The sequence below is a fragment of the Butyrivibrio sp. AE3006 genome (genome assembly GCF_000424165.1).
Lineage (GTDB): Bacteria > Bacillota > Clostridia > Lachnospirales > Lachnospiraceae > Butyrivibrio.
Map to the genome: position 1 here is coordinate 1 of NZ_KE384146.1, position 18,293 is coordinate 18,293.

The 18,293-nt window shown below is 42.6% G+C and carries 11 protein-coding genes; 2 read left to right on the top strand and 9 right to left on the bottom strand.

Going from position 1 to position 18,293, the window contains the following annotated elements:
• Positions 1 to 287 precede the first annotated feature (287 nt).
• Positions 288 to 923: a YczE/YyaS/YitT family protein gene (locus tag G603_RS0118040; RefSeq protein ID WP_081669982.1), complete on the top strand. Its 636-nt coding sequence runs from the start codon at positions 288 to 290 to the stop codon at positions 921 to 923.
• Positions 924 to 1,035: 112 nt separating this feature from the next.
• Here the strand turns inward: G603_RS0118040 and G603_RS21030 are convergent, their stop codons facing one another.
• From G603_RS21030 to G603_RS0118075, 7 genes are all read right to left on the bottom strand, one after another.
• Positions 1,036 to 4,077 carry a glycosyl hydrolase 115 family protein gene (locus G603_RS21030; protein WP_051208102.1) on the bottom strand — a complete coding sequence of 1,014 codons (3,042 nt, stop codon included), beginning with the start codon at positions 4,075 to 4,077 and terminating at the stop codon, positions 1,036 to 1,038.
• 181 nt (positions 4,078 to 4,258) lie between these two features.
• On the bottom strand, positions 4,259 to 5,158 hold the full coding sequence (locus tag G603_RS0118050) for a sugar phosphate isomerase/epimerase family protein (protein ID WP_051208105.1): 900 nt from the start codon (positions 5,156 to 5,158) through the stop codon (positions 4,259 to 4,261).
• A gap of 16 nt (positions 5,159 to 5,174) precedes the next feature.
• On the bottom strand, positions 5,175 to 6,836 hold the full coding sequence (locus G603_RS0118055) for a GH35 family beta-galactosidase (protein WP_051208108.1): 1,662 nt from the start codon (positions 6,834 to 6,836) through the stop codon (positions 5,175 to 5,177).
• Positions 6,833 to 8,644 carry a family 43 glycosylhydrolase gene (locus G603_RS0118060; protein WP_026671056.1) on the bottom strand — a complete coding sequence of 604 codons (1,812 nt, stop codon included), beginning with the start codon at positions 8,642 to 8,644 and terminating at the stop codon, positions 6,833 to 6,835. Before G603_RS0118060 ends, G603_RS0118055 begins: the two co-directional genes overlap by 4 nt.
• Before the next feature lie 65 nt (positions 8,645 to 8,709).
• The gene (locus G603_RS0118065) at positions 8,710 to 10,983 is read right to left on the bottom strand and encodes a family 78 glycoside hydrolase catalytic domain (protein WP_035793991.1); all 2,274 of its coding nucleotides are present in this window, start codon (positions 10,981 to 10,983) and stop codon (positions 8,710 to 8,712) included.
• Between the two features lie 24 nt (positions 10,984 to 11,007).
• Positions 11,008 to 12,477, bottom strand: coding sequence for an MFS transporter (locus G603_RS0118070; RefSeq protein WP_026671058.1), 1,470 nt, complete (start codon positions 12,475 to 12,477; stop codon positions 11,008 to 11,010).
• A 33-nt stretch (positions 12,478 to 12,510) separates the two neighbouring features.
• Positions 12,511 to 14,724 carry a glycoside hydrolase family 2 protein gene (locus G603_RS0118075; protein WP_026671059.1) on the bottom strand — a complete coding sequence of 738 codons (2,214 nt, stop codon included), beginning with the start codon at positions 14,722 to 14,724 and terminating at the stop codon, positions 12,511 to 12,513.
• Between the two features lie 225 nt (positions 14,725 to 14,949).
• Here G603_RS0118075 and G603_RS0118080 point away from each other — a divergent pair, with 225 nt between their 5' ends.
• Positions 14,950 to 16,188, top strand: a complete 1,239-nt coding sequence (locus G603_RS0118080) for an AraC family transcriptional regulator (RefSeq protein WP_026671060.1) — start codon at positions 14,950 to 14,952, stop codon at positions 16,186 to 16,188.
• Here the strand turns inward: G603_RS0118080 and G603_RS21035 are convergent.
• Together G603_RS21035 and G603_RS21040 are read right to left on the bottom strand one after the other, a co-directional pair.
• Complete coding sequence (locus G603_RS21035) at positions 16,131 to 16,838, bottom strand: diacylglycerol/polyprenol kinase family protein (RefSeq protein WP_051197976.1); 708 nt, start codon at positions 16,836 to 16,838, stop codon at positions 16,131 to 16,133. The genes G603_RS0118080 and G603_RS21035 overlap by 58 nt on opposite strands.
• Positions 16,839 to 16,868: 30 nt before the next feature.
• On the bottom strand, positions 16,869 to 18,284 hold the full coding sequence (locus tag G603_RS21040; RefSeq protein WP_051208111.1) for an MATE family efflux transporter: 1,416 nt from the start codon (positions 18,282 to 18,284) through the stop codon (positions 16,869 to 16,871).
• Positions 18,285 to 18,293: the final 9 nt, after the last annotated feature.

Here is an 18,293-nt window from a genome sequence, read left to right on the forward strand (position 1 = left end):
TACCAGGGGTGAGTGTTACAGGAAATGCTTATCGAAAAAGTATATAAGTCAAATTATCATTTTCAATTTATATACCGAACGGAGAAGTTACGGGAGAAATAGGTATATAAATTTGACGTAAGAGCTTTTCTTATATATGTTGTGCAAAAGACGCGTTATAAATATTTTAGGAACACTTTTGTAAAAAGAGAGATAATTAAAATGTTATACTGTAGTGTATGGTTTTTTTCTGCAGGATAGTTGCAGGCAGAATCTGCTATCAATAGAGATTTAGAAGGAATGAAAAGATGAATTTGAAAAAATACTTTGCCGATGCAGGCATGAAAAGAACATTTATCGGCGTAATCATTGGAAATATTTTTGTAGGCCTTGGAGTTGGTATTTTCAAGCTTTCCATGATGGGAAACGATCCATTTGATGGTATGAACATGGCTCTTGCCGAGGTTACAGGAATCTACTACCCTGTTTTGCAGATAATTGTAAACCTGCTTCTTTTTGTAATTCAGATACTGTTTGGAAGAAGGCTTATCGGTTTCGGAACGGTGATCAACGCATTTTTCCTTGGATATATTGCCACCTTCTTCTACAATCTGCTGTTTGGAATCGTGGGCGAACCCCAGGGCTTTGTGCTTAGATTATTTATAGTATTTATGGGTGTTCTGGCGATCTCTCTTGGCTTGTCGTTATATCAGACAGCGGATCTTGGCGTTGCACCATACGATGCACTGGCCCTCATAATCAATGAGAGATTCCCTAAAATCCAGTATTTCCTTGCAAGAATCATGTGCGATGCCATTTGTGCTCTCATCTGCTTCCTTGCAGGCGGAATAGTAGGCATCGGCACACTGGTTTCCGCATTTGGGTTTGGACCATTTATTCAGTTCTTCAATAGGACTGTTTCGGAGAAAATATTGGTTAAGTGAGTGCCACCGGGGACGGTTCTCTTTGGCACGTGCCACCGGGGACGGTCCCCAATGGCATGAATAAACAAGGCAGGGTCCAACAGCCCTGCCTTTATCTCTGTCTTCAACATATTTAAATGAAATAGCTCTCTACCGGTCCTAAATATGTCTGCGGAAGCTCATAGGTATCTTTGTGCATTACGAGTTTTTCAAGCACAAAGCCTGCATCTCCGGCATATACTGACAATGTGTTGAGGCCTTTACGCAGTTCAATCTTAGCGGTAGCAACATGCTCGTGATCAAGGACTGCCTTGTCCCATTCAGCACACTGGTAATCTGTAAAATAGCCATCACCTACACCGTGAGCAATGGATACATCTCCATCATTTACGGCATAGCCAAAGTTAAGACGTCCGCTGCGAATGATGGGATTTCTCATTGTACAATGGAAAACTATATCATAAAGTCCGCTTTCCTCTGCAATAAACGCATACTTAACGCAGGGCACATCACCTGACTTAATCTGTTCTACGCCATAGCTCTCCGTCGCAGGGATTACCTTGATTGCTGATGCTCCGGCTTTTCCAAGGTGTGCTATAACCTTAAAGCCTGCAGCCTCAACATTTGATTTCTCTGCGAAGTTTTCTGCACCAATAACGATAAGGTTTTGACGCTCTACAAAGACGTTCTTTTTATGAGTTGTATCAGCGGCATTAGAGCTACCGGATGTCTGTAAATCCTCGTTAAGGCCTGCGAGAAGCTCTGACATATCGGAATTATCAGCTTCAAATGAAAGTCTTGTTTCAGATACAGTGCCGTTATCAAAGGTGAGCTTTACCCTAGCTTCGGCGGTATCTTTTCCGGAAATAGCATCTCTGTTCACAGTAAACACAACTGTTTTTCTGCCTTCTGCGGATTCTGTAGCACCTGTTTCAATTGAAGATGAACCCGCCGTCATACTACCGGCAATTTCAAGAGCATTATCAGCTATTTCTACTCTGCCCTTAGATTCATTGCAGATAAGCCATTCGCAGTCACTTTCAATCTCGTAAGTAAATCCAATCTCTCCTCTGCTGTCTATATCAAGCAGAACCTGCTCAGTGTCAGGTCTTGTGAAAGCATCGTTTCTAAGAGCGGGACTTCCCTGCCAGTGCGTGCCAAGATCCAGCTGTCTTGATCCTCTAAATGATATGATAGCCTTTGCTTCATAAAGTGGCGAAACAAAAGAAACCGTAGGATATGACCAGTTATAGGCATCCCAGCTTCTAAAACCTGTGTGGGCTGAGCTCATCATATGATTCCATTTTCCGCCATTAAAGCCGTGGAAATCTGCCACATATTTTTTATCTGCGCGAACTCTCTCCATAACGGATTTCGCATAGTGGTTAGCATACACGCAACCTCTCTCTGCCAGCTCTCTGTTCATGGCTGCTTCCACATTCATAAGAATATTGTTAAGTGAAGCTGCCGCAGGATAGAAAATCATACTTCTATAGGTTGTAAGAGCAGGTTCAGGCAGCTCCTTATCAAGCTTTATGGCTTTTTCCAAAATACGACTTACTTCGCTGCGAACTCTGTCGCCCTCCATGAAATCTACAGGATTGTATACTCTGGGGTTTGTGGTCTCAGGAGTTCTTGTGGAATTCCATGTAGAATACCCTGTCAAAACCTCGAAGATATCATCCTTCTGAGCATTTGATGCGCCATCTCCAAACTGAGTATCAATCCAATTCCTGATGAAATCTTCGATTTTATCCATATCTTTATTGGCATCATAGTCATAAGCAAGCTCCATGAAAAAGCTAAGAGGATATTCGTTCATCTTAAGATCGCCAACATTGACGATCCACATTTCCCTAACACCTGCCTCGTAGGCAAGGCTCATCTGCTCACAGGTCTTTGTAAGCCTGTTACAGTTTACCCACTCATAGCTTATGGGTGCGCCATGATAATCAAAGTGATAATACATTCCAAAGCCGCCGGGGTGCTTTGCTTCCTCTTTTGTGGGCAGTGCTCTCACATGACCGTGGTTATCGTCACTTAGAAGAAAAATTACATCCTTAAGCTCATCCCAATCCTTCAGCCCTTCTGTATTCTCATCACCGTAGTAGTAATCCTCCACCTCTTTGTAGATTGCAAGCATACGAGGAATGCCGGTAAGCTCAGGATTCATCTGCTCTCTTAAAATATCATCCTGAGCCTTGATGGCCTTTTTTACTACATCAATATTGTCCTTAAGTGTGGCATCCTCAGGTAAAAGCTTGGAATCAGACTCACCGCGCATACCGATTGTAATGACGTTTTCAAAGTCCTTATTTCGAATTACGCCGTCCTTCCAAAATTCTCTGATGCCCTTCTCATTGGTGATAAAGCTCCAGGCATTATCATCACTATATTTTTTATACTGTCTCTGCCACTCAAGACCTGCTCTGCAAAGGGGCTCATGGTGTGATGTTCCCATAATTACGCCAAGGGTATCAGCCAGCTCTGCACTCTGTGTCCCGGGACCGTCCTCTGAAAAAGAAGAATTCCACATGGCAGGCCACATATAGTTGCCCTTCAGTCTAAGCAGCAGCTCAAAAATCTTCTCATAGGCATTGGCATTAACATCGCCGTAGCGCTCAGTACACCAGTTTCCAAAGGCAGGCCACTCGTCATTGATGAAAAATCCGCGGTATTTAACTGAGGGCTCCTTTGATACAATCTCTTTTTCAAAATCTAAAACCAGCTCGGCTTTTTTGGCAGGCGCTGCATCACCCCAGAAAACAAGCGGTGATACGTCGCATATCTCTGACAGGCTAAACATGCCATAGATAGTTCCGCGCTTGTCACTTCCTGCGATTACCAGAAGCTTCTTAACACTGCCATACTCCGGGAAAGGCGCCTCCACAAGAGACATCTTATAAACTTCGCGTTTCCCGTCTATGTCACTTACAGATATTTTTCCATCAGAAATAAGTCTGTCTAAGACAGGACTTTTACCAATAGTAGCTGCAATGATCAGGTTTTCAGAAGTGATCTCTGAAAGCTCATCGTAAATCTCAGGTCTTTTTCCTGTGACGATTTCTATATCCTCTGCCACGGTTTTTCCGATTATTTTTATTCCTTCGAAGGCTTCCTTCTCAATGAGGAAGTCTGCTATTTTTCCATTTTCAAATAAACTAAAGCTACGCATAAAATTACCTCCGAGATTTTTATATTATTGCATATAAAAATCTCGGAGGCTTGTCGTATCTTGCGCTCTTTTTGTCAAATTTAAACCTTATCCAAAATGATGTTTAATTATATTCTGTCCGTCAGATAGCCTTCTGTTGCGCTGGCCCAGGAATAGGAACTCATCGCTGGTAACCCGGCGCTTAAAAATGCGTTTTTATAAATTCTGCGCTTACTTCAGCGCTTTTTACAGGATCATTTTGAATCCAGTTCATGTGAGTTTCCAAGATTACAGCTTCAATGCCGCATTTCTTAACTGCGCATGAAATACCTTCAAGATTCATATTTCCATAGCCCAGCTCTGTAGGATTTTCCTTTAGAATTGGCGTCATATAGGGCCCTTTTTCTCTGTTTCCCCTGTCGTTAATATGCCAGAATCTAAGTCTGGACCCAAGCTTATCAATGATGGCATACACATCTGCTCCGCCATCTGTCATCCAATAGGTATCAAGCTCAAAATTCACATACTCCGGGACTGTTTTTTCTATAAGTACGTCGTATGCAGTTACGCCATATCTCACCTTTTGCAACTCACTGTTGTGATTGTGATACAAAAGCTTTATGCCCTGACCCTTTAGTGCTTTTCCTGCACAGTTCAGTCGCTCTGCCAGCTTCTCAACTTCGGTATTATCGCTGTAATCAAACCTGTACATTCCGGTAATCACCACAACGTCAGTGCCAAAGCTTTTTGCAAGCTCAGCAATTGCGGCAGGATCGTTCTCTACAGCGCCAAGATTAGAATTGAGGCTACTGACCAGCATACCACTTTCAGAAATCAGCCTGTGCCAGTCATGATTTCCGCTGTTTCCGATACTCATGCCTCCAAAGCTTGTCAGAAGCTTTACTATCAAAGAAGACTTCTGAACCATGAAATCATTGAGCTCTATGTAATCATAGCCTGCAGCCTTAATCCTTCTTAGAGCATCAAGAGTGGTGTCGTGATTTTTGCATACTCTTCCAAGCATTATCTGCTGCACGCCCTTTTTTACAGGACATGCAGCTGCTCCGGAAAAATCAGAACCTGCACGTTGTTCTTCGTTCATAAAAACCTCATTACTATCATTCATAGGTAAAAAATCTAATATGCCAAACACTGGGACTGCTCATGGACATCTGTGCCGCCTCATCGCCGTTTAATCTGCGGCCTGGAATCCATCTGCCCTTTTCAAAGCATCCTTCAGTAACCTCTAAAAAATCCAGGTTTGGAACATCAGGATTTGCCGAATTCAAGGAAATTCCGCAGGCGTTTCCTACTACCCAGCATTCATTATCGCTTACTTTAAGGCAGAGACATGCTCCGTCTGAGCGTGGATTTACTGGACTTTTGAAGGTTACGCTTACGCTAAATGAGCCAAAATTCATAGTGGCCGGTAGTGCCCCGAAGGGATTCCCATCCGCAGCAGGTGCGGGAGAATCTGTTTCCGCTGAAACGGCCTGCAGGCAATCAGTGCCGTAGGCTTCTGCAAGCATGGGCATCATTTCCTTTAAAATCTGACCGTAAGCCGCATATTCTTCGAAATTCTGAGGTGTTTTCAAGGCCGGATCAGTTACGTCCATTCCAAATAAAAAGGCCTGCACTGCAGTAAATGGCTTACCAATATCGTCAAAGCCAAAGGGTGAATAACACATAGCGTGATAGTGCCCTACTGTATAGCAAAGTCTTGGGGCGGCGTAGCCGTGAGTTGCACTCTCCGGAATGAAAAGAGCATTCCCGCGTCTTGTATACTCGTCGCAAACTTCTTTGAACTGCGGTACGTAAATATCCGGGCAATACACGTCAATATTTGGTGCGCAGAAGTCCCACACCTCATGAACCTTGGATATAGGACCGCCTGTAGGATAGGTTCCCGGCTTATCACCCTTATCGAGCCAGCAATTGGCTGCCATGGGAAGCGGATATACCTTTTTTCCGGCCTCAGCCACAGTATTTACGAATTTAGATACATAATATGCAGAGAAAATTTCATCAGCGCAGTCTCCGAAAACTTCCTTCCAGCTACCCTGCTCTTTTCCCGAAAGAACCGCTTCTCTTATTTCTTCTGTCATAGTCTCAGTATGACTTCTCATGTATGAGGCAAAAGCTTCCGGAACAGCTGCCTCAAAAGCAGCATCTGCCGCATCTGACACCTCTCTTGAAGCTCCAAGAAGTCCTGTCTCATTTTCCACCTGAACCGCAATAACAGTCTGCTGTTCTTCGTCATAGGTTTTAAGGAAAGACATGAAAGCAGCAAAGGCCTTTGCATCTGCCTTTACAGTCTCTTCTCCAAGATAAGATAGTGTAGTATAAGGGATTTTTACAGGAAGTGAAGGCGAAATTGCCCGGCCTGCCTTGTTTTTTCCCTTTTCAATCTGAGCTCTGGGGAATTGCTTAAGGTCCTGCTTTACCCATCCTGGAGCATACATGCACTCTGCATTTTTCCAGCTTCCAAACCAGAGAAAGACGATCCTCATTCCCCTCTCTCTTGCCTGATTAATAAGCTCTGTGGGCACTTCAAAATTAAAACACCCTTCCTCCGGTTCAATCATTTCCCAGGTTGCAGGAAGGAGCAGCGTGTTCATCCCAAGCTGACCAGCGATATCCCAGATTTCCTCCATGTATTTCGGTGATGAGGAGTCTGAATTGTGAACTTCACCTGCAAGTAAAATGAAGGGTTTATCTTCAACTATCAGCACCTGCTTGTTGTTTCTTGTTTCAATGTGAGGAATTGTGTGATTCATCATAATTTTGTAACCTCTCCTTCAGTAATGCCGCTTTCGTTAAAACTGTCTACTCTCAAATAGTAATCTCTTCCGGTAACCAAAGCACCTATGCGCTTCGCGCTACCTACAGCATCATCTCCAAGAACCATCCAACTGTGATAAAGCTTTTCAGGTGAGCTTCCCCAGAGAATCACATGGCCTACAGCATTATCTCCTGCTTCAATCTTTACACTCATATCGATGCCGGAATCTCTTTTTGCAGAAAAAACAGGAGCTTTTGGCAGCTCGCCCTCGCCTTTTCCAAATACGCGAATGCCGGAAAGAGCGGGAATCTGTCCATATGGAACTTCAATATTAGAAACTCTGATATATCTTATCTCCCTGCCTTCTTCCATTACCACCAGGTCATGAGTCAGATCAGTTGTTGCTTCTGATTTATCCTCTAAAACAAAGAAATCTTCGCCGTCCACAGATCCTTCCATTTTCCAGCGGGTGCAATAGGTCTTGTCATCGATAAAACGAGCCTGAGTGGTTCCTCTGATCTCACCGGGGATAGGAATATCAAGCTTTCCATCGCCAAAGTTAATTTGCACAGCATTTACTTTATATACGTTTCCAAGATCAACTGTAATCCATTCATCCTTGCCTGTTGATGCAGGACGCCATAGTGTCTGCACATCCTCATCAGTAACATTTTCTGAAGGATTCTCTGAAAGTGCGGATGAGCAGCTTGTCTTTTTGTCATAGCTCAGAAGGAACCAGTCCGGATTTTTCCAGGGATCCTGCTTTGCACCGCTTATTTTAAAGGGCCAGTTACCGTATCTCTGATTGCAGAACAGTTCTCCGTCCTTATCAAAGCCTGCAGGCCAAAGTCCTACTCGTCTCTCAAAGTCGTGATTTACACTTATTCTCATGGTAGCGGTGTGCCAGAGATTTCCGCTTTTATCCTCCATGGTTGAGCCGTGGCCTGCTCCCGGTAAAAATCCGCCGGGATTATAGGAATAAGGATTGTTCTCAGCCAGCTTATAGGGGCCAAGGGGCGAATCCGATACGTAAACGCCATCACCATAGGTATTGAACTGAGTTCCTGCAAATGCATATTGCAGATAGTATTTTCCGTTATGCTTATCCACCCAGGCGCCTTCGATATAGGGCATATTGGAGAACATACCCTTGATTAGTGGCTTAAGGTCATCGGGAATCTGATCTTCCGTGGTGTTCTGCATAGCAAGAAAGCCCTGAAATCCCTTCTCAATTTCCTCTTGTGAAGCAGGAAAAATAGAATTATCCTCTCCAACTCTCTCATAGCCATACTCAGTGGGATGTCCCTCAAGTATAGGCACTTTCTCGCCCTTTGGAAGCATGGTTTCAGGGTCAAGCTCGCATCCGTAAATGGGCTCTGTATTGGAGCAGCCCCAGTAAAAATACACTTTTCCATCATCATCTATGAAAAGATTGGGATCCCAGTAAGGGAAGTTGCCGGGAATTTTCTCATAGGGTCCGTTCAGAATATCCTTCGTTCTGAAGCGGTCGCAGTTTTCATCTCTTTTTGATGCGCAAAAATATACGTAATCTCCCATTACTCGTACATCCGGAGCATAATCGTATAAAGGAAGCTCATCAGGAAGTCTGTGATTTTCCCACTTTACAAGATCATCAGACACCCATACTCCCAGTGTCATGGATGCAAAAATATAGTATCTGCCCTTGAAAAGGATCATGGACGGATCCGCAGCTTCTCTGCAAATCTGGATTTCTCCGCCCTTTCTGGGGTCAGCATTAAACTGATATCTGTAGTTGATGTTTATCGGGTTGCAAACGTAGCTCATTTCATTTTCTCCTCTATAATTGCTTGCTATTTCTAACTGAGTTCGTTCGAATACGGGGCTCGTAACTAATTACCTAAACTGATGGTATAGTCATACTTTCCGCCGCAGACTGCTGTTTCTTCCATGCCGTGTATTCTGATTTTCGCTGTTACTCCGTCAGGAATTTCTATATGAAAAGAACAATCATTATCATTATACTTCCATTCTACTCTTATCATGCCTTTAGGTGAATCAAAATATCCCTTCGCAAAGGATAATTGTTTACTGGGAAAAGGTTCGATAATTACTGCATCATGTGCGTAATTTATTCCCAAAACTCCTGATATCAGCCACCCGGAAATTGCTCCGTAGGAATAATGATTTAGCGAATCGTGAACGGTGCCATCTTCTCTTATGCCATCCCAGGTCTCCCAGATGGTCGTTGCACCTTTTTCAACGGAATAAAGCCAGGATGGATATGTGCGCTGTAAAAGAAGCTTATATGCAGTATCCACGTATCCATGCTTTGCCAAAACTTCGCAGAGGAAAGGCGTGGAAAGAAAACCGGTGTTTAAATGATATCCATTATCAATTACCAGCCTGTTTAAATCCTCCGCTGCATTTTTCTCTTCATCCTCTTCAAGAAGTCCAAAAGCCAGGGGTCTTACATATTCACACTGTCTCTCGGAGTGAATATGACCATCCTTTAAAACAAGATACCTGTACGCATCTCTTGCCTTATCAGACAAATCCCTGTAATAGTCTGCGTCATTTGTCTTACCGAGGGTACATGCAATCTCTGATAACAATCTTGATGAATATGAAAAAAATGCTGTTGCCACTTCCGGCTGGCCATCTCTAAATGCCGCTGCCATGGTCTTCATAACATCCGCTCCGGGTTCGCACCATTCACCGTAATCCATGCCTGTATCTATGATGAATTTTCTGTAGGGATTTTTGCCAAAACGGTTCTTTAGCTTGCTTTTGCCGGCTCTTTTCTCAAGAAAGCCTACCCATGCCTTCATCATTTCGTAGTTTTCTGAAAGGATAGATACATCTCCCGATTTCTTATATAAAAAGTAAGGAACAATGACCGAAGCATCTCCCCAGCCAACTGAAGCAGAAAACATCTCTGCAATTCTTCCGGGCACACCGTTTCTTGGACTGATATATGCCATCTTGCCGTCAGAATGCTGGTTAAACCTGACACTGGAAAGCCAGTTGCGATAAACACCCTCGCAGTCCATAAGATAGGATCCGGTCTTTACAAAAACTCCGGCATCACCGGTCCAGCCGGCTCTTTCCCTGGTGGGACAGTCCGTTGGAATATCGCAGAAGTTGGATTTCATGCTCCATTTGCTGTTTTTAAAAAGCTTGTTTACAGCTTCATCTGAGCACTCAAAGTCCGCTGTTTCTCTCATATCAGAGTAAACAGCGATGCTTCGAATGCTTATGTTTTGGAGAGGAATATCCGTTACGATTTTTGCATAACGAAATCCAAATATTGAAAAATGAGGCTTAAACTCGTTTCTACCATCCTTGCAGATATAGTTAATTTCCTGCTTGATTCCGCCTGCTTTATTTCGGTCTCCCGGCTGAAAATTCGCTATGGTAAAATTTCCGTTTTCATCCAGCGTTTCGCCATGGATTAGAGTAATAGTCTGGCCGGCCACAGCATTCTCAATCATAATTTCCGTGTATCCTGCCAGGTTCTGTGAAAAGTCATAAACGTCTTCACCGGCAGATGTTTTTATGAGTTTTCCTTCAAAAATCTCATGCTCCAGAATGTAGGGAGCGTCCTGCGGAACCAGATTTTCCATATCAAAATCCAAGGTCCTCACAGGGCTCCATTCCTGTATATCCTCAAGTCTTGCATCATAGTTTTCGCCAAGCTCTAAGTCTGTAAGAAGTATGGGCCCCTGCCCTGAGCCTTCCCAGGATTCATCTGTTACAAAGAGCTCTTTTCCTACTCCGTCTATAGCCTCGCAGATAAAAGAAATATCCTCTCCAAAGAAATTCCTGGTTCCGTCAATTCCTATGCAGCCTCTGTACCAGCCATCACCTAAGGTGACGAAAATCTCATTTTCACCTTCTTTTAAAAGGCCTGCAATGTCGTATTGCTGGTACATAAGTCTGTCGTTATACTCTGTACATCCCGGTGTGAGCCTGGCATTCGTAACAGCTTTTCCGTTAACTGATATTTCATAAAGGCCGTGGGCCGTGGCATAAAGCAATGCATTTTCCGGAACGGATTCAAGTATCAGGATTTTCCTTAAATATCCTGCGCCTTTCCTTACATCAGGCTCTGTCTTCTTCTCCGGCGTTATCCATTTTGCATTTTTAAAAATCTTTTCTGTCATAAAAATCCTTTTAAATTTTCAATATCAGGCACACTCTTTTGCTGCCTTCTTTTTCTCAGAAATCCTGTGCTGTACCTTAACCATTTCTTCCTTTGTGAGGTCGCATTTTCTCATGGCAACGATGGTACAGATCCAGCCGATCATGGCAAGGCCGTACTGCAAAAACATTGTCATCCAAAAAATAGATCTTGTCAGCGGGTCTCCCGGCTGAGGTAGAGTCTGTGTGTAACCCACAAGAGCAACTGCGCCTGTTGCGATAACTACTGAAAAAGCAGAAACAATCTTATCAATTAAGTTGTAGGTTCCTGTCATTACAGCAGGGATAAATTTACCGGTTCTGTCCAGCTCATAATCAATAAGGTCTGATACAAATGCCGAATTTGCTGTGGTTACGCACATCTTTGCTCCGTTAAGAATAAGTGTTAAAGCAACGTAAATTATCATCATGGGTCCAAAGGTTGCGATGTGATGAGGATCAATTACTCCAAAGAAAGCTATAAGTCCCGCAGAAATTCCCATGCATGCCCAGGTCCAGGTTGTAATGGATTCTTTATTTCCGTGCTTTCCTGCATATCGAGCGCCAAATACGGCAAATAAAATTGCAGGCAAAATAGCTATCATATTAAGTATTGTTGACAGTCCCATATTTCCGATTACGATTCCTGCAAGTAGTGTTCCCACAATTGACTGACTTGCAACCTGCTGCGCAATTTTATCTGATGCTGCAGCAACTATATAGCACTGAAAAGGTTTATTTTCCTTAACTGCACTGACCATATCCTTAATACTGAGCTTTTCTTCTTTGTTTGCTGTAATGTTTTTAAAGTTTTCAGGTTTATCGTATTCAGACACACCGATACATACAAGCACCACTCCAAGTGCTGATACTGCAAGAGTTAGAATGCATGCAGCTGAGAGATAGGCCTGGTTGTAGGTTCCGCCGAATTTCGGAAGAAGTATTACATTGAGGGCAATACTAAGTGTAATAGGAACAAGATAATTAAATACTGTCTGCCATACACCGATAGTAGGTCTTTGCTTGGGATCATTGGTAAGTAAATTCGGTACCGTAAGCGCTGTCATGTTAGTCATGGTATAGCCGATTACATAAAGTATGTAAAATCCCACAAAGGTTGCAAGGCCGTGACCCTTACTGGAAAAGCCGCTGAACATGCAGAAAAGTGCGATAGCCTCAATAATCCAGCCTGCGACGATAAGTATCCTGATTTTTCCCCATCTGGTATTAACTCTGTCGTAGACAAATGCCAGTAGAGGATCTGTTATAGCATCTAAAATTCTGGTAAATGTTAGGATTCCGCCAACCGCTACAGTTGCGATTCCATAGCCCACATTGGCTGAATAGCTGGCGAGGCCGATCAGTGAATATAGGCTCATACCCACAAGTCCGTTGCAGGCAAAAAGAATTATCTGCCAGGTTTTGGCCTTGTGATATACATTATTTTTATCTGAATTATTTACATTTAAGTTTTCCATGTTACCCTCCGTTTATCTAAATTACCCCCGTTATTATTTTGCTTTTTTAATCTGAGAAAGTGCTTTTTCAAGAGCCTTAACCTCAGGAGAATCTGCATCAAATCCGCCTTGTTTAAGCAGCTTATTAATCGGCTGTCTTGCGATTATTGCCTGCATTGCTTTAGGAATTTTCACTCCTTCTCCCATACCACCTGCTGTTCTGGAATTCATGGCAGCCATCATATTATCAAGTATCGCCTTCCCTTCAGGGACAGCATTTACTTCTGCCATGGTACTGGAAAGTGAGAGATATTCGCTGTCATTTGACACTTCCTCATCCTTTTCGTCAAACCAGTTTCTAACCTTGTCTGCCGAAATAAAATATGAGGGATTTGGCTCTGAAACCTTTACTATTTCCATCTCATCACTCTGTTCCTCTGCCACAGCTTTGATTCTATGTACTGCAGAAATCGGAACCATGAATTTAAATATATGTTTTCCTTCTTTGGTCTCCACTTCTCTGTCATCCACGTAAAGAGTCACCTTATTCAGATTGGAATACACTTTAATCTCTGTGTTTTCTTCTATCCGATCGTGATACCTTCTTCCGCACAGATGAACGAAAGGCTCATCTGACCACCATGCTTTGTAGATGTAATAGGCATCCTTCTTTGTTTTCCTATCAAAAGTGATAAGTCCTTTATGATTTTTCCCGGGATCCCCTGCATCCTCTCTGCCGGCTGCTGCAAATTCAAACATGTTCCAGCAATAGGTTCCCCAGATATAGGGTCTTGTGCTGAACATTTCAAGCATGTGCTCGTGATAAATTGCCTGATAGCTTTCAGTAAAATCGCCCTTTTCAGGCTTTGGCGACTGCAGCGATATAACTGAATCCGCACCGTATTCCGTAAGGCCGATAACTGTATTTGGATGCTCCTTGTGGAAATCATCAAACCACTTATCGTTATCCTCCATATCGCCCACATACCAGCCGTAATACAGGTTATAGCCTCTGATATCAGGAAGCTCCACAAGGGGTGAATCCGTCTCAAGCATGAAAAGATTTGCCATTGCGGATACTCTGCCGGGATCCATCTCGTGAACCAGATTGTTGAGAATCCTGTGATTTTCCATAAGATCCTCGGTAACGCCCTGAAGTGTTATCTCATTGGAAAGAGCCCAGCACATGATGGATGCATGGTTATAATTCTGAGTTATGAGCTCCTTCATCTGTGAAATGGTGTTTTCACGGCCACCATCCATGTGCACTGTGATATATGGAATCTCTGCCCAGGCAACGATTCCCTTCTCGTCACAAAGATCATAGAAGTACTGATCGTGCTGATAATGGGCAAGTCTTATAGAATTGGCACCCATGGACAGGATCAGCTCCATATCTTCATCATGCATCTCTTTTGTAAGAGCATTTCCAACCCCGGCTCTGTCCTGATGTCTTGAAACACCATGAAGCGGATAGCTTTCTCCATTTAAGAAAAATCCCTTTTCAGGATTAAAGGAAAACTCTCTGACTCCAAATCTGTCATAAAGTCTGTCCACCTGCTCAGATCCCTTGAACATCGTTGCTGTGATCTTATATAAATAGGGATCTTCCAATCCGTTCCAAAGATGAGCATTCTCTATTTTCAAACTACCCTTAGCCACTTTTTTGCCGTTTTCTTCCAAAATCTCAATTTCTTTTTCACCGATGCCGTCGATTGATATCAGAATTCTGTCCGGATTGCCTGTAATGTAGGTTTTTACATCTATTACTGCATTTTTTCCATCTATTGAAGGTGTAACATACAGTCCGTTTCCTCCAAAATAATCAAGGTCAAAGTGCTCGTTATCTACTATTATCAGATATACATCTCTGTAAATTCCGCCATAGAATGTGAAGTCAGCTCTCTGAGGATATACCCTATCATTTGGCTCATTGGATACACTCACTTCTATCTCATTTTCATCAGACAAAAAATCAGTAATATCGCATCTAAAGGTGGAATATCCTCCGTCATGAGAGCAGATGTCACTTCCGTTTATTGCAACCTTACAGGAAGAATTAACGCCTCTGAACTCCAGATAGCACCTCTGATTTTCTTCCATGACAGGTTTACCAAATGACTTCTTATAAAAACAGGTGCCTCTATAATATTGCTGCGGTCCTGTTTGACCATCCTCGGCATTCCAGGTGTGAGGAATCACCACCTGCTCTTTCTTATTCTCTTTGATGAAAGTCCAATTGTCGTTCCATAAAAAAGTACTACGCATTTAGCTTTTCTCCAATTCAAATGATAATTATGTGTTTGCAAAATAATGATAGCACTTTGCTTTTCGCATCATTAGAATATACCTGTTCAAAATAGTATTAATATGTTCGTTATTTACTCCGTATCAGAATTTTTGTGCTATAATTTATTTTAAATATAGTATTATTTGATTTTTATAATAGATTTTTACTATAATATGCAAGATATTTGAATCAAAGAGGTTATTATGAATACTGAATTATTCCTGAGACTTATCAGAAATATTGCGAACGTTCCGGTTTTGGAAATAACAGACTACGACAAAGATCTTCGCAGCTTTGAGGAAAAATACTGCTTTAACAATTCACTGCAGCCCATGTTTACCCGTGAAGCGCTGTCACTTTTGATGAACTCAGCAGATCCTTCCACCATCTATGAAATCGTTGACCAGCTTGGTGTTTGCACCTGCTTTTTTGTCTTTGGTGACAGGATGATACTGGTTGGCCCATACGTACAAAGTGAGTATTCAGAGTCAAAAACTGAACAGATCTTAATAAAAAATAATGTTCCATCCTCCAGCACCATAGCTTTAAGACTGTACTACACCTCTTTTCAGATAATCTATTCAAGTCAACTACAGGCGCTAATTACATCCATAATGCAGTCCTTCGAGCCCGGTATCCTTGCATATAACTACAGAAAATTGTCGGGTTTCATTCAGGAATCCTCCGAGGTTTCCCATGGAACTGCGATTGAAAACACAAATTTCAGCAATATTTACAGACGCTACGACAATGAAAGGCGCTTTTTGTCCATGATAAAAAACGGAGATGTAGAAAACGTAAAACAGGCGTATTCTACCATGGCCAACATCAAGGGCAATGAGGAGCTTATGAAGGACAATCCTTCCTATTCAAAACCCGAAATCTCTTTTGCTATAATCAGAGTTCTTGCCAGAAAAGCCGCTGAGGATTCCGGACTTTCTGTTATAACCATAAATGCTATAACCCAAAAATATGTCCAGCTACTGGACTCTGTAAAAGATACCGTAATTCAGCATAATTACATTGAAAATATGATATTGGAGCTCACCTCCGCCGTGCATGAGTACAAGCTCTCCATGGGTGACTATTCTGCGCCAATTCAGAAAGTCATTGAATATATAGATTTTCATCTCAGTGAAGAAATTCTTATAGACGAACTATCCCGCACAGCAAACGTCTCTGCCTCTCATCTATCTAAGGTATTCAAAAAGGAAACAGGCAAGACCATAACTGAATATATAGCCGGCAAAAGATGTGAAAAAGCCGCCGGTTTCCTTCGTGATACAGATAATGAAATTCAGGAAATCAGCAGCTATGTGGGTTACTCAGATAATAATTATTTTGTAAAGGTCTTTAAAAAAGTGTATGGTATGACTCCATCAGGTTACAGGAAAAGAAACAGGGCTGCCACACTTACAAAGGGAACCGTTACTGTATCATAACCATTTTTAGTAAACAGTTCTGTAATTGCAGCCAAAGGAGCCGCTATAATAACTGCCGGAAGGCAGTTTTCAATGGGAATATTTCCGACTATCATAAGGCTTGCCAGTCCAAAAGCAAAAGCTACGACCGACATTGCAGCGGTTCCTTCCCAGCTCTTTTTATGATCAACGTGCTTAAATCGAAGCACTTTGTGTTTGCCAAATCTTTTACCTATAAGAGCTGCTGCAGCGTCTCCAAAGCCCCACATAAGTATCGACGCAACAGCAAATTCTTTATGTCCCAAAAGTCCCCAGCTAACAGCAATAATGACCGCTATTGTCAGAAAAAGCTGAAATAAGCTGGATTTTAATTCACCCTCTCTTCTCTGTGAAACCATCTGCGTAAAACGCTTATCTTTTTCTGCATGCAACAATCCGGGATACATAAGAACGATTATCATTATCGGAACAAGTGATGCCGCGATCCAGTTTTTTGCTGTATATATCATAACTATCACAGACGAAAAGGCTATAAAGTGAAGTAGTTTTCTGAATAACTCTTTGGGCAACGGGACAACCTTATTGACAATAAATACGGCTCCCGCCAGGGAAAACATATAAATCAGGAAATACTTAAGTCCAACAAACATATCTACAATAATTTCGTGCATTTTCAATTCTCCTCCATATATTATCTTGCATCACACTGCGCGAGCATTTATCTCTTTATTATCTGAGTTCAAAAAGGTTAATTTCTTTTCTGTCGTATCCTTTTTCAGTTCCTTCTTTACTGATTTCCAGTTGATGATCAGGAATACTACCGCTATTGCACTGGAGGCAAAATCCGCCACTACATAAGCATAAATAATTCCGTAAAAGCCGAAGAAATACTCCAAAATAAACAGTAACGGGATGAGCAGTACTCCTTTTTGCAGGGTAGACATAACTGTTGCTGACATGGCCTTTCCTGTGGACTGAAGGAAATTGGTCGCAAGAAAGAAAAAGCCAAGGAATGGCGAGCTTATCATCAAAAGTACGACTATGGATTCCGCCATGGCTGCCACAGATGCATCCTTCAGGAAAAGCCCAATTGCTGTCTGCCTGAACATAATTACCAGAGCCGTTGTTACCGTGCCTACTGTCACGCACATGATCAGAATTCTATTCATGACACCTGATAGCTTCTTAAGATTTCTTGCACCGTAGTTGTAGGAAATAAGCGGCTGAGCTCCCATACAGATTCCCATAAGAATCATTACGATTATCATGTTCACACGACCCGCCGCTGCGTTTGCTGCAATGGAATCAGACCCATAGCCTGACAGGAGCCTGTTTGAAAAAGTGCCGGCAAAGCCAGAAAGGAACGTACTTACAGCATTTGGAATTCCAAGCGCCATTACCGAGAAAACCAGCTGCGGTCTGATAAGGGCATTTGAAAGCTTCATATTAAGTACAACCGCTTTCCTCTTCATGTAATACAGGCTGATCATTGTAGCTATGAAATTTCCGATAACCGTTGCTATTGCTGCCCCGGTCACACCCATTTTCAAAGTCAGGATAAAAACGGGATCAAGCACTATATTTATAAATGTTCCTGACAAATTTGCGATAAGGCCATATTTTACCGCTCCTTCTGCTCTCATTAGCTGCCCAAGCATATTGCTTAGAAGCAGAAACGGTGCACCAACAGCCAGAATTATCATGTAGGTTCTTGCATATTCGTAGGTATCTGCAGTAGTTCCAAGAAGCCCAAGAAGCGGCTTGTGTGCCGCAATTATGAGTATCGCTGAAGCTATTCCAAGAATAATCGCTCCCCACATGCAGACCGCTGAAACCTGCTTTGCATGTTCCTCATCTTTTGCTCCGAGATCCCTGGAAATCAGAACCGTACCTCCCGATGACAAAAGCATGGCCACCGCCATTATGAGGTTAAACACAGGGCCAACGATTGAAACTGCAGCCACCTGGGCTGTTTCTCCGGTTTGTCCCACAAATACCATGTCCGCCATGTTATAAATGAGGATCACCAGTATGGCTAAAAGCGCCGGCATTACCATTCCAAGGATCGACCACCACAGGTTGTCACTTTCATAAATCTTATTTCTCTTATCTTCCATATACTCATC

Coding starts and splice junctions, on each gene's coding strand:
- G603_RS0118075 (WP_026671059.1), bottom strand. CDS start 14,724: ATGCGTAGTACTTTTTTATGGAACGACAATTGGACTTTCATCAAAGAG.
- G603_RS21040 (WP_051208111.1), bottom strand. CDS start 18,284: ATGGAAGATAAGAGAAATAAGATTTATGAAAGTGACAACCTGTGGTGG.
- G603_RS21030 (WP_051208102.1), bottom strand. CDS start 4,077: ATGCGTAGCTTTAGTTTATTTGAAAATGGAAAAATAGCAGACTTCCTC.
- G603_RS0118060 (WP_026671056.1), bottom strand. CDS start 8,644: ATGAGCTACGTTTGCAACCCGATAAACATCAACTACAGATATCAGTTT.
- G603_RS21035 (WP_051197976.1), bottom strand. CDS start 16,838: ATGCACGAAATTATTGTAGATATGTTTGTTGGACTTAAGTATTTCCTG.
- G603_RS0118065 (WP_035793991.1), bottom strand. CDS start 10,983: ATGACAGAAAAGATTTTTAAAAATGCAAAATGGATAACGCCGGAGAAG.
- G603_RS0118050 (WP_051208105.1), bottom strand. CDS start 5,158: ATGAACGAAGAACAACGTGCAGGTTCTGATTTTTCCGGAGCAGCTGCA.
- G603_RS0118070 (WP_026671058.1), bottom strand. CDS start 12,477: ATGGAAAACTTAAATGTAAATAATTCAGATAAAAATAATGTATATCAC.
- G603_RS0118040 (WP_081669982.1), top strand. CDS start 288: ATGAATTTGAAAAAATACTTTGCCGATGCAGGCATGAAAAGAACATTT.
- G603_RS0118080 (WP_026671060.1), top strand. CDS start 14,950: ATGAATACTGAATTATTCCTGAGACTTATCAGAAATATTGCGAACGTT.
- G603_RS0118055 (WP_051208108.1), bottom strand. CDS start 6,836: ATGATGAATCACACAATTCCTCACATTGAAACAAGAAACAACAAGCAG.